This is a genomic window from Oceanobacter sp. 1_MG-2023, from assembly GCF_030689025.1.
GTDB lineage: Bacteria > Pseudomonadota > Gammaproteobacteria > Pseudomonadales > Oceanobacteraceae > Oceanobacter.
Window position 1 is genome coordinate 1 of record NZ_JAUYWA010000043.1, and the last position, 10,912, is coordinate 10,912.

Sequence of the window (10,912 nt, forward strand, 5' to 3'; positions counted from 1 at the left end):
CGCTCGGGAGGATTCGAACCTCCGACCACCTGGTTCGTAGCCAGGTACTCTATCCAGCTGAGCTACGAGCGCACATCGTGGGGCGCGTATTATATTCAGGAAACGATAATAGTCAACTAATATAAAACACTACTGCCGAAGCAGAAAACGTGGCGGAGAGAGAGGGATTCGAACCCTCGATAGGGTATAAACCTATACACCCTTAGCAGGGGTGCGCCTTCAGCCACTCGGCCATCTCTCCAGATCACGGCGCGCATGATACCACGTTATTTAGAAATTCAAAGAAAAAAATGCAATTAAATCGATGGCTTAGTAATTACCAGCGGATTCATCACCATCTTTCTCACGCTGAATGCGCTGATAAATTTCTTCGCGGTGAACTGCGACTTCTTTCGGTGCATTCACACCAATACGTACCTGGTTTCCTTTTACTCCAAGGACGGTGACGGTCACTTCGTCACCTACCATTAACGTCTCGCCTACGCGACGGGTCAAAATAAGCATAGGTTACTCCTGCAAATCCTATTGATTGGTTCTAGGTAGTTCTAGGGTGCTGTGGCACAAGGCCCATTCTTTTCATCTATCAGTATTGACCATATATTCCGTTATGGTCAGAAAAAAACCGGGATGTTAAGAATGTTTGGTTATTAGGGCCCTTCCATTACGGAAGGTTCCCCAAACAGACAGGAGCAGAGATGCTCAGGCTTCAACCTGAGTATCTTCTTCGGCATCCAGTCCAAACGCAGTGTGCAGCGAACGAACGGCCAACTCCAAATACTTTTCTGCAATCACCACGGAAATTTTGATTTCCGATGTGGTAATAGCAAGAATGTTGATATTTTCATCCGCCAGGGTCTTGAACATCTTACTGGCAACACCGGCATGGGATCGCATACCGACCCCAACCATAGAGACCTTGCAGATGCTGTCGGTACCGATCACCTGACGGGCATTCAGTTCATTGGCGGTTGCTTCCAGAATCGCCATTGCCTTGCTGTATTCATTACGATGAATCGTGAAGGTGAAGTCGGTTGTGCCATCATCCGATACGTTTTGCACAATCATATCGACTTCAATATTGGCATCACTGATGGGCACCAGGATACGGGAAGCGACACCTGGGATATCTGGTACACCTTTGACGGTTACCTTTGCTTCGTCACGATTGAACGCGATACCTGAAATAACGGGATTTTCCACGGAGTCATTCTCCTCCATTGTAATCAGAGTGCCGTTACCTTCCTTGAATGTGGAAAGCACGCGCAGCGGAACCTTGTATTTACCGGCAAACTCGACCGCTCGAATCTGCAGCACCTTGGAGCCCAGACTGGCCATTTCGAGCATCTCTTCGAACGTCACCTGCTCCATTCGACGGGCCGAAGGCACAACGCGAGGGTCCGTTGTGTAAACGCCATCAACATCGGTGTAAATCTGACATTCATCGGCACCCAGTGCCGCTGCCAGGGCAACCCCTGTGGTGTCGGAACCTCCACGTCCCAGGGTCGTGATGTTATGGTCGTCATCCACGCCCTGAAAACCGGCCACAATCACCACACCGCCACTGTCCAGCTGCGTGCGCATGGCCGTGGTATCAATGTCTTCAATCCGGGCTTTCATAAACGCGTTGTCGGTTTTGATACCCACCTGCCAGCCGGTGTAAGAGCGCGCATTAACGCCACGCTTTTCCAGAGCCATGGCCAACAGGGCGATGGTCACCTGCTCTCCGGTGGAAACCAGTACATCCATCTCACGGGGAGAAGGATTATCAGAAACAGATTTGGCCAGACCAATCAATCGGTTGGTTTCGCCACTCATGGCAGACACGGCTACCACCACCTGATGACCCGCGTCGCGGAAGGATTTTACCTTATCGGCAACCATTTCGATCCGTTCAACAGTACCGACCGACGTGCCTCCATATTTCTGTACGTATAACGCCATGATGTAACAACCGGGGTTGACTAGTCTGAAAAGGGCGCTAATTAAACAACAATTGTCATGAACAAGAAAGATACAGAGTGTATGTAAAACACGGAGAACAGCGGGACAGAGTTATTCCTTCAAATACCCATGAAAAGTAAAAGGACATAACTTCTGTTGTGGCAGTTGTTGCCTGGCATCTGTCAGTAATAATGGGCGTCCATGCCTGTTTTGACCAGTATGGATATCAATGATTATCGATATCCATACTCATGCCTCCTGTCGGTTTGCCCGACTGGCCGGGTATATCCGGTCAATCAGACGACGGATGCTGCCCAGCGCTCAAACGCGGCCAGGGCATCATCAATACCGGCGGGTTTTTGACCACCCGCCTGAGCCATTTCGGGCTTACCGCCACCACGACCATCGACGTATTCTGCACAGGCCTTGACCGCATCACCGGCTTTGGCCGACTTGATCAGGTCTTTGGTAACACCTGCCAACAACGTCACTTTGCCGTCATTTTCGGCGGCCAGCATGATCAAGGCGCTGCCCAGCTTGTTTTTCAATTGATCCATGATATTACGCAAGGCGTTGACATCAGCACCTTCCAGACGGGCTGCCAGCACCTTGACGCCGTTGATTTCCCTGGCATTGTCAGCCAGATCGGAACCGGCGCTGCTGGCCAGTTTGGACTTCAAGGCTTCCAGCTCTTTTTCCAGTGTTTTGGTGCGGTTCAGCAGTTGCTCTACTTTGTCACCTACGGTTTCCGTGGTGCCTTTCAGAGACGTCGCGATGCCCTTGAGCACCTGTTCCTGCTGTCCGACAAAATCCAGTGCGGCTTGCCCGGCCACCGCTTCGATACGGCGAATCCCTGCAGCAATACCACTCTCGGAGCTGATTTTCAGCAAGCCGATATCACCGGTACGGGCGGCGTGAATACCACCACACAGTTCGACAGAAAAGTCGTCGGTTCCCATCGACAGCACCCGGACTTCATCGTCGTACTTCTCACCAAACAATGCCATGGCACCGGTTTCACGAGCAGCATCGATATCCATCAGTCGGGTTGTCACTGGCGTATTGGCGCGAATCTGGCGATTCACCAGGGTTTCAATCTGCTGCAGTTCGTCCGGCTTGATCGCTTCCAGATGAGAAAAGTCGAAGCGTAACTTGTCATACGTTACCAGCGAGCCTTTCTGTGCCACATGGGCACCCAACACTGTGCGCAAGGCAGCGTGTAACAGGTGAGTAGCCGAGTGATGCAAGGAGGTCGCCAAACGCTTTTCGGCATCAACCGTGGCGGTCAGTGTATCTCCGGCCTTAACCTGGCCTTCGACCAGCACCCCTTGATGCAAGTGGTTCTTGCCTTCTTTGGTGGTGTCCTTAACCTGGAACACAACCCCGGCTGCAGTCAGAAAGCCGGTATCCCCTGCCTGACCACCGCTTTCGGCGTAAAAAGCGGTTTCGTCCAGTACCAACGTGGCTTCGTCACCGGCTTGTAGCTCGGCCACGGCTTCGCCATTTTTGAACAGTGCTTTCACCGTACCGGTATTCTCCAGTGCGTCATAACCGCAGAACCGGGTATCACCGTCAATCGTCAGTCCGGTGCCATGCTGGGCACCAAAGTTACCGGCAGCACGGGCTTTTTGACGCTGCTTGTCCATTTCGACATCAAAACCGGCTTCATCTACCTTGAGATTACGCTCACGTGCTACGTCGGCGGTCAAATCCAGCGGGAAACCGTAAGTGTCATACAGGCGGAAAGCGGTTTCACCGGGAATGGTGTCGCCTTCCAGTGTTTCAATCGCGGCATTCAGAATCGCAATGCCCTTGTCGAGGGTCTTGGCGAACTGCTCTTCTTCCAGACGCAGTACCTTTTGCACATGAGACGACAGTTCAGCCAAATCAGGATAGGCCTCGCCCATCTGTTCAACCAGTGCCGGGACCAGAGTGTGGAAAAAGCCAATCGGAGCGCCCAGCATATGACCATGACGAACGGCACGGCGAATAATACGACGCAAAACGTAACCACGGCCTTCGTTGGACGGCAGAACCCCATCGATCACCAGAAAGCTGGTAGAACGAATATGGTCGGCAATCACCCGCAGCGACTTGTTCTCGGTGTCCTGACAGCCAGTGGCTTTCGCCGCAGCCGCCAGCAACGCCTGGAACAAGTCGATTTCGTAATTGCTGTGGACACCTTGCTTGATGGCTGCAATACGCTCCAGCCCCATGCCGGTGTCTACCGATGGTTTTGGCAATGGCAGCATTTCACCGTCGGGCTGACGGTCAAACTGCATAAAAACGATATTCCAGATTTCGATAAAGCGATCGCCGTCTTCTTCCGGTGATCCTGGAGGCCCACCCCAAATATGCTCGCCGTGGTCATAAAAAACTTCAGAGCAAGGGCCACAAGGCCCGGTGTCACCCATTTGCCAGAAGTTGTCTGACGCAAAACGACTGCCTTTGTTGTCACCGATGCGGACAATTTTATCTGCCGGGACACCCATTTTTTTATTCCAGATGTCAAAGGCTTCGTCATCATCGGCATATACCGTGACCATCAGCTTCTCAACCGGCAGGCCCAGCCAGTCTTTTGAGGTCAGTAGCTCCCAGGCAAAGCGGATGGCGTCTTCTTTGAAATAATCACCAAAGCTGAAGTTACCCAGCATTTCAAAGAAAGTGTGATGACGGGCGGTGTAACCGACATTCTCTAGGTCGTTGTGCTTGCCACCAGCGCGAACACAACGCTGTGACGAGACCGCTCGGCTGTAGCTGCGCTGGTCTTGTCCGAGAAAGACATCCTTGAACTGCACCATGCCAGCGTTGGTAAACAGCAGCGTTGGGTCATTGGCAGGAATCAAAGGACTGGATGGCACCACCTCGTGCCCTTTGGAGGCAAAGAAATCGAGGAATGCCTGGCGAATATCTGCGCTTTTCATACGAGGGCGTAATTCCGAAGGTTGGTTGCATCAAAGCGGCAGTATAGCGGTTTGCTCCGCTTTGTCCGAGTCCTGCCCTCTTGCAAAGCAGAAATTCACAAGAAATCGCTTGACCTGACTTCAAAACAAAATAACCATACAGTTATATTTGAATGTTCTGATATCGCAGATACATTCACATACTCCCCCTGAAATTTACTTGACTCGAGGTTATAGCCATGAATGTCGACCGTATGGTACTTGCGCTTGCCGGATGCTTTATTTTAGTGAGTGTGGCCCTGTCCCAGTTTCACCATGTGTACTGGCTCTGGTTTACTGCCTTTGTTGGCGCCAATCTGTTTCAAGCCGCATTTACCGGCTTTTGTCCGTTGGCCATTATCCTGAAAAAGGTGGGCATCAAGGCAGGCTGTGCGTTTTCCTGAGTGCTACCAGTCCCAGCGCTCGTCCTGCTCATCGTGAGCTTCACAACAGGCATCCAGTGCGTACTGAATCTGGTCTGGGTTAAACCCGCGATAGCCTAGAAAACGGTAAAGACGGGCTTTTTCTTTCTGATCAGCAAGGCGGATTTTGGCCAGTTCGCCACGCACCCCCAATTTTTTGGCGGCTCCGGCTCTGGCCAATTCAAACCAGTCAGCATCGCTGTCTGCCAATGTCATGCGGACAATATCGTCAGCAACCCGTCGCTGCCGCAACTCTTGCTGGATACGTAATGGTCCCTGCCCCCGCTGAAAACGGGTACGCAAAAAAGATCGGGCAAAACGCTCATCACTTTGCCAGCCCCGTTGAGCAAAATCATCCAGAATATCGGTCAGTAATGGCTCGAAAGAAAGGCGGATAGCGTCGTCGATTTGTCCATAAAAACGGCGTGTCAGCTTGCTGTGTAATTCATCACGGCTGTGTTCGCGGCGGGACAGCAGGTCGATACCAGCCTGGCGTAGCTGCGGGCGCAGTTCCACCAGACTGGCGATAGTGCATGGCTCAGTCTTCTTTGGCTTCGACATTGTCTTTGTCGGCAGGCTGCTCCAGGTTGGGGACAACAATCAGCTGGGCACGGATACCGGCTTCGATTTCAGCGGCAATTTCCGGATGTTCTTCCAGATATGCGGCGGCATTGGCCTTGCCCTGACCGATCTTGTTGTTCTGGTAGCTGTACCAGGCACCGGCTTTCTGTACCAGTTCACACTTCACACCCAGATCAATAATCTCGCCCATATGGTAGATACCCGCGCCATACATGATCTGGAATTCTGCTTGTCTGAAGGGAGGAGCGACCTTGTTCTTGACCACTTTGACACGGGTCTCGTTACCAATGGCTTCATCACCCTGCTTGACCGAACCCGTACGGCGGATATCAAGACGAACGGAGGAATAAAACTTCAAGGCATTACCACCGGTGGTGGTTTCCGGGCTGCCAAACATAACGCCGATTTTCATCCGAATCTGGTTGATAAAAATCACCAGACAGTTGGCGTTTTTGACGTTACCGGTAATTTTACGCAGCGCTTGAGACATCAACCGGGCTTGCAGGCCAACGTGGCTGTCGCCCATTTCCCCTTCGATTTCGGCTTTTGGAGTCAGCGCTGCCACAGAGTCAATCACAATGACATCGACCGCGCCAGAACGTACCAGGCTGTCGCAGATTTCCAGCGCCTGCTCACCGGTATCCGGTTGGGAAACCAGCAGACTGTCGAGGTCGATACCGAGTTTTTCGGCATACAGAGGATCCAGCGCATGTTCCGCATCGATAATGGCAACCGTCTTGCCCTGTTTCTGCGCCTGCGCCATGGTTGATAAACACAGGGTGGTTTTACCTGAACTTTCCGGCCCGTAAATTTCAACAATACGCCCCATTGGCAAACCGCCAATGCCGAGCGCGATATCCAGCCCTAGGGAACCGGTAGAAACCGCGGGAATGGCTTCACGGGGCTGCTCGCCCATCTTCATGATGGCACCCTTGCCAAACTGACGTTCAATCTGACCCAGAGCAGCGTCAAGGGCTTTTTGTTTGTTCGCGTCCATTGAATATCCTCTAATCACCAGGGCGTCAAATTCACTGGCTGGCCCGGAAAGTTTTTACTGTAAATTTGACCAGTAGTTAAACACAAATTCCTATCAGCGCCAACCCGGCAAAGTGTTTTTTACTGGATGGATTCACAGTTTTTTATGCCTGCTCCAGCCAGCGGGTCAACCCCAGGATGGCATGGGCAATGGCTTGCTGGCGTACCGCAGCACGGTCACCATCAAAATGGCAACATTCGGCACCAATACGGCGATGATTCCCCCAGGCAAACCAGACGGTACCGACCGGTTTGCCGGGTACGGCTCCACCCGGCCCGGCGATACCACTGACCGACACCGCCACATCAGCACGGCTGTTACTCACCGCACCAGCCACCATTTCTCTGACCGTCGCTTCACTGACCGCACCATCCACCACCAGCGTCTCTTTCGATACATCCAGCAGTTGTATCTTGGCCTCGTTTGAATAGGTCACAAACCCGCAATCGAACCAGGCTGATGAGCCAGGCAGGTCGGTACAGGCAGCAGCGATACCGCCACCAGTGCAGGATTCCGCCGTCGCCAGACGCCAGTGGCGCAGCAGTAGTTGATTGGCAAGGTCTTCCGTCAGGCTGTTCAGATTCATAGTCTCCTCCAGATACCTCCAGTGTACCGCGTTGCAGAACGACTGGTTAGAGGGGGCGGTTCCAGGGAGCATCAACCGTTGATAATCTTGACCCACAGACCATGAACAAGTGTTTTATGATGGTTGTTTCATAGCTCCGGACATTCACCAGTGCTCTGGCTCAGTCCGTTGCTTCAGAGGCGTAACAGGTCTCGTCGTCACCTGCAATTACAGCGACCACGACGCAATTACGCCCTCGGCTTTTGGCCTGGTAAAGAGCCTTGTCGGCTTTCAGCAGCAGTTGGCGGGCACTCTGCCCGGGCTGAAGGCTTTCAACCAGGCCAATACTGGTAGTGACGTGATCAGCATCTTCGAACTGTTCCGCGGCAATGGCTGTGCGTATTTTTTCTGCCAACCGATAGGCAAGCGCTGCGCTGGTATCTGGCAGAATAATCATGAATTCTTCCCCACCCCAACGGCCAATCTGGTCGCTGGTGCGCGTATTATCTTCCAGCAGACGGGCCATGCGCTTCAGTACTTCATCCCCCAGCAAATGGCCATACTGGTCGTTGATCTGCTTGAAGTGGTCGATATCCAATATGATGACAGAGAAAGACGATCCTTCCCGCTGCTGATCTTCCAGCACCTTGTCCAGCTGACGCTCAATCGACAGACGATTCGCCAGACCAGTCAGGTTATCGGTTGTGGACAGTATCGACAGCTCGCTGTTTTTACGATTCAGCTCGGAGTTGGTGTCTTGCAGTTGCTGTTCCGCCTGATGCCGCAATTCCATCTCGGTTTTCAAACGCTGGTTCAGACGCGCCAGCTTCCAGTTCCAAAGCACAATGGCCAGCATAATCACTGACACTAGCGCTGCCAGCTTCCACACCAAGTGGTAATTCACCTGTTGCTCAAATGTCACGGCGACCCAGCGCTGAAACACTTTGGAACGCTCTTCTTCAGTGATGTAGTCGGTGGCTTTATTAAACATCGAAAGCAGCTCGGGCGTATCGTTACGCACAGCAATTGCCAGCTTCCAGTCTTCATCCAGACGGCCACCAATCTTGAGATCAATAAAACGGTCCTTGCGGATGGCATGACCGATCGGGGCGATCGCTCCAATCATGCCGAATATCCGGCCTTCTTCAACCTGGCGCAGACCGGTGCTGATATCGGGCAGCTCAATCACCTCCAGGCTCGGATAATCCTGCTGCAGCTTGGTCAGCAACCCATATCCTTGAGGCACTCCGATGGTTTGCTGGTCGAGTGATTTCAGGCCATCCACAAACAACGATCGTTCCTGAATGGCAATCACCAGTGGCAAACGCAAATATGGTTTGGTGAAGTTCAGCTGACGTACGGCGTCCGGAGTTTCAAATGCCGCCGACATGATGTCGCAACGGCGGCTTTTGGCGTACTCCAGCGACTGCGCGGTACTGTCGGTCTGAACCAGGGTCAGGCCAATCCCGATACGGTCGGCCATCAGGCCCAGATAATCCGCCACCATGCCTTCGTGCTTACCGCCCGTGCCGATTTTTTCCAGCGGCATCCAGTCGGGGTTGGCGCAATAAGTAATGTTGGGCTGTTTTTCCAGGTAGGCTTTTTCGCTGGCGGTCAGCGCCATACCGCTGCCGGGTCTGGCAATATAGTTTTCATTGCCCATCCAGCGCTGGGAAATAGTTGCTTGCTCATCACGGGACAAGGAGTCCACGGCACGGTCCATAATTCCCTGCAGAATCGGCCAGTCCGAACGGACGCCAATCCGTAAATTGGCCAGATCCGGTTGGCCAATATCGACTTCACCGGAAATGGTGAGGTCGTTCAACATATTGCCGGCAATCAGGTGGTTAAAGACCGCCGCTTCGCCGACTGCCGCATCAGCCTTGCCAATGGAAACGGCTTTCAGCCCGTCAATGGCATTTTTCACCAGATGCAGTTTGATCTCCGGGTATTCCTTGCCGAGCACTTCTTCATAAAAAAAACCTCGCGGGACAGCAACGGTTTTACCTTTCAGGCTGTCGATGTGTTCGTATTTGTTACTTTTTTTACTGGCAATAATGTTTGGATTAACAGCATACGGACGGGTAAAACGGATGTACTGCCGCCGCTCCGGGGTATTCACAATATTGAGCATCATATCCAGCTGGCGATTGCTGATCATATGAAGAAAATCCCCCCAACCCGGGCCACTGATGTACTCAATACGAAAGCCGGTCTTTTGAGCAATCAGATCCATCACATCAATCGAAAACCCTTTGGGCTTGCCTTGTTCATTGAAGTTGAACGGCGGCCAGTCCATTTCATTATGAACTCGTAATACCGGGTGAGCGGCCAGGAAGTCTTTTTCTTCCTTGTCCAGTTGCAACACCTGGGTTCTCTGCAAGCCACTGCTGAGCCAGCGACGCCCCAGGTTGCTTAGTTCCTGCTCGGTGACGGATTCCAGTGCTTTTTGCAAAATATCCCGCAATATCCCCCAGTCAGGCCGAATGCCCATCCGCAGGTTATTTTCAAAACGCGGGTCGTCGAGACCACCAATGACCTTGGTATTGTTGATCAGATGCTTGCGCATCAGGTAGTTCTGAATCGCTATACCGCCGATGGTCGCGTCAGCGTGGCCAAAGGATACTGCTTTGAGGGTTTCCAGTTGGTCGGTCAACAGCAACAGTTGAATGCCCGGGAAATAACGTTCGATAAGCTCCTGATAATAGAACCCTTTGGGAATCGCCAAAACCCGACCGTTCAGATCCCTCAGGTCACGGACGTCATGATTGTCATCACGCACCACAAGACCTGGAGGATTGGTAACGTATGGCTCGGTAAACAGAATAAACTGGCTGCGATCTTCGGTCTGGACAATATTGAGCATCACATCCAGTTCTTGAGTGCCCAGCATCGTCATAAACTCACTCCAGCTTGGGCCGGTGATGTACTCCACCTGGATACCCAGCTTTTCGGCCAGCAAATCCATAAACTCGATCGAATAGCCTTTGGGACGACCGTATTCGTGGTAATTGAACGGCCCCCAGTTGGCCTCGTTATGCACCCGGATAGTCTGATGGTTCAGCAACCAGGTACGTTCTTCTGCCGTAAGATCAAGATTGGCCGCAGGCTCTGGTAACGTTTTGGATGCAGCACTGGTTATTGCCGCCGCAGCCGGACTCAGCAATAGCAGGAACACGACAGCCAGCCCGGCGGCTGACAAGAGGATAAAACGGGCAGATAGCCATCGAGCGGAGTAGAACGGGATAAAACGAGTAATGGTCACAACTTGCCCTTGATACCAACGGATGCCTCCAGATGCCCCCCAGGTGCGGAGTCATTCTGGCCGATCTAACGAACTATAGGGGCATCTATTTAATCCTGCACGGCTCTGCGCGAGTGTTGCCGTTGTTCAGGGCAAGGCGACGAATGCAGCGAAATGACG

The 10,912-nt window shown here is 52.5% G+C and carries 8 protein-coding genes and 1 tRNA gene; 1 reads left to right on the plus strand and 8 read right to left on the minus strand.

Annotation, left to right across the window (positions count from 1 at the left end; all coding sequences use genetic code 11):
- Positions 1-150 precede the first annotated feature (150 nt).
- From Q8W22_RS16370 to alaS, 4 genes are all read right to left on the minus strand, one after another.
- Positions 151-241: transfer RNA gene (locus Q8W22_RS16370), tRNA-Ser, on the minus strand.
- Positions 242-309: 68 nt separating this feature from the next.
- Positions 310-504, minus strand: a complete 195-nt coding sequence (csrA, locus tag Q8W22_RS16375; RefSeq protein ID WP_303434927.1) for a carbon storage regulator CsrA — start codon at positions 502-504, stop codon at positions 310-312.
- Between the two features lie 195 nt (positions 505-699).
- A complete protein-coding gene (locus Q8W22_RS16380; protein ID WP_303434925.1) occupies positions 700-1,941 on the minus strand; it encodes an aspartate kinase in 1,242 nt (413 codons plus the stop codon).
- A gap of 296 nt (positions 1,942-2,237) precedes the next feature.
- Positions 2,238-4,865: an alanine--tRNA ligase gene (gene alaS / locus Q8W22_RS16385; RefSeq protein WP_303434898.1), complete on the minus strand. Its 2,628-nt coding sequence runs from the start codon at positions 4,863-4,865 to the stop codon at positions 2,238-2,240.
- Between the two features lie 218 nt (positions 4,866-5,083).
- On the opposite strand from alaS, the gene Q8W22_RS16390 reads away from it, so the two are divergent.
- Positions 5,084-5,287 carry a DUF2892 domain-containing protein gene (locus Q8W22_RS16390; RefSeq protein ID WP_303434897.1) on the plus strand — a complete coding sequence of 68 codons (204 nt, stop codon included), beginning with the start codon at positions 5,084-5,086 and terminating at the stop codon, positions 5,285-5,287.
- A gap of 3 nt (positions 5,288-5,290) precedes the next feature.
- On the opposite strand, the gene Q8W22_RS16395 is transcribed toward Q8W22_RS16390, so the two are convergent.
- From Q8W22_RS16395 to Q8W22_RS16410, 4 genes are all read right to left on the minus strand, one after another.
- Positions 5,291-5,866, minus strand: coding sequence for a regulatory protein RecX (locus tag Q8W22_RS16395; RefSeq protein ID WP_305415637.1), 576 nt, complete (start codon positions 5,864-5,866; stop codon positions 5,291-5,293).
- Complete coding sequence (gene recA, locus Q8W22_RS16400) at positions 5,844-6,884, minus strand: recombinase RecA (protein ID WP_303434894.1); 1,041 nt, start codon at positions 6,882-6,884, stop codon at positions 5,844-5,846. The genes Q8W22_RS16395 and recA overlap by 23 nt, the downstream gene beginning before the upstream one ends.
- A gap of 142 nt (positions 6,885-7,026) precedes the next feature.
- Positions 7,027-7,509, minus strand: a complete 483-nt coding sequence (locus tag Q8W22_RS16405) for a CinA family protein (protein WP_305415636.1) — start codon at positions 7,507-7,509, stop codon at positions 7,027-7,029.
- A 160-nt stretch (positions 7,510-7,669) separates the two neighbouring features.
- The gene (locus Q8W22_RS16410) at positions 7,670-10,753 is read right to left on the minus strand and encodes a transporter substrate-binding domain-containing protein (RefSeq protein ID WP_305453082.1); all 3,084 of its coding nucleotides are present in this window, start codon (positions 10,751-10,753) and stop codon (positions 7,670-7,672) included.
- Between the last annotated feature and the right edge of the window lie 159 nt (positions 10,754-10,912).